The 1,386-nt window shown below is 51.4% G+C and carries 1 protein-coding gene; it reads right to left on the reverse strand.

Annotation, left to right across the window (positions count from 1 at the left end; genetic code table 11):
* Positions 1 to 218 precede the first annotated feature (218 nt).
* The gene (locus ACH107_RS32855) at positions 219 to 1,016 is read right to left on the reverse strand and encodes an FkbM family methyltransferase (RefSeq protein ID WP_412509786.1); all 798 of its coding nucleotides are present in this window, start codon (positions 1,014 to 1,016) and stop codon (positions 219 to 221) included.
* Positions 1,017 to 1,386: the final 370 nt, after the last annotated feature.

Consider the following 1,386-nt stretch of genomic DNA (forward strand, 5'->3'; position numbering starts at 1 on the left):
TGAGTTCTACGCGCCGGACGCGCCTACCGGCCGCACAAAATGTAGCGCCCGTTCAACCCTTGATGAGCCCGGCAACCCACAGAGATCGAGAAGGGACCGGATTTTCTCAAACAATCGCAAATGATGGCACAAAAATTCTGGCAAAAGGCCCACACCGTTTTGGACCAATAGCACAAGCTGTGGTTTGCTCGCGGTTGTATGAGAGACGCGGGGGGAGATCAGAGGGCCTTGTTGCGAAAGAGCGCTCGGCCAAATTTCGGGTAAATGTCTACCATCTCAAAGCCGTGGTCCGCCAGTAGGTTTGCTTGGTAAGTGAAAGTCTGCTCACTGTTCACGCCGCGCTCATACCCACCATCGATGGCGACATATTCAATCCGGTTCAACACTGCCCGCGCACCTTGGAGAATTTCTGGCTCAAACCCCTCGGCTTCGAGCTTGAAAAGCTTTACCTGTTCCACTGCGTTACTGTCCATGTAACTGTCTAGGGTCACCGTTTGGATTTCCAGTGTACCGTCGTAGGTTGAGGGCTCTATAAAGCTCGAGTCCGCGTCTTTTTCATTAATGTAGAAGGTATGAATTTCATTCTGCGCTCCCAGTCCGAAATTATTCGCTTTTGCCTTTGGGGCGTTTTTTTCAATTGCCAAATGCTCTCTTTTGCCGGGTTCAAACGTTATATAGTTCTCGGGTTTGATGTGGTGCTTTAGAGTCAACCATAGGTCTGCATAATTGGCGCCACAATCAATCACCACGTCGCCTTGGGAAAATTGGATATTCTGAAGAGTGTATGATTTCCACAAAACCTCGGCTCGGTGGGTCAGACCACGCTTGTATAGCCCCCTTCCTCTCCCAAAATCCCCAAAGGTATGCTGGTTTTCGCCATCAGTGACATAAAAAAGTCCGGTGGGTTCATCATATCCAAAACGGGCAGCTCGTCTTCGTGCGGCTGATCTGAGGTTAGCTATTCTTATATCACGTCTCGTTTTTGGGGACAGCTCTGGCATGTTGATAGCTCTCATTTTACGCGCTCTTGAGCACAATACGTGATGTAGATTCTACTACCGTTACGCCCCTTTTACTGGCTACAGGACGCAGGCCCAACCCTATTCTGCTGAACCGCAACCAATCCTCTCACCCGACATTTCCCATGTGGGATACCATCGAACGTCACAATCGGCTGACGCGGCCTGCGCGTCAAGCATTCGATGCCCCTGATGGCCGCAGCTACCGTGCTAGTGTTCCGAGATGGGATGGTTGCCGCCCTCCCCAGACGGCATCGCAATGTGCCAAGATGGTGGTGTTGAAAGCCACTAAGCGAGGAGGACGGCAAGATGAAGGATACAATGATCGGGGTGGATCTGGCAAAGCGTGTTTTCCAGCTCCACGGGG

The sequence above is a fragment of the Roseovarius halophilus (ex Wu et al. 2025) genome (assembly GCF_047086965.1).

What these genes read in the sequence shown, in the direction of transcription:
- ACH107_RS32855 (WP_412509786.1), bottom strand. Translation starts at nt 1,016, where the DNA reads ATGAGAGCTATCAACATGCCAGAGCTGTCCCCAAAAACGAGACGTGAT.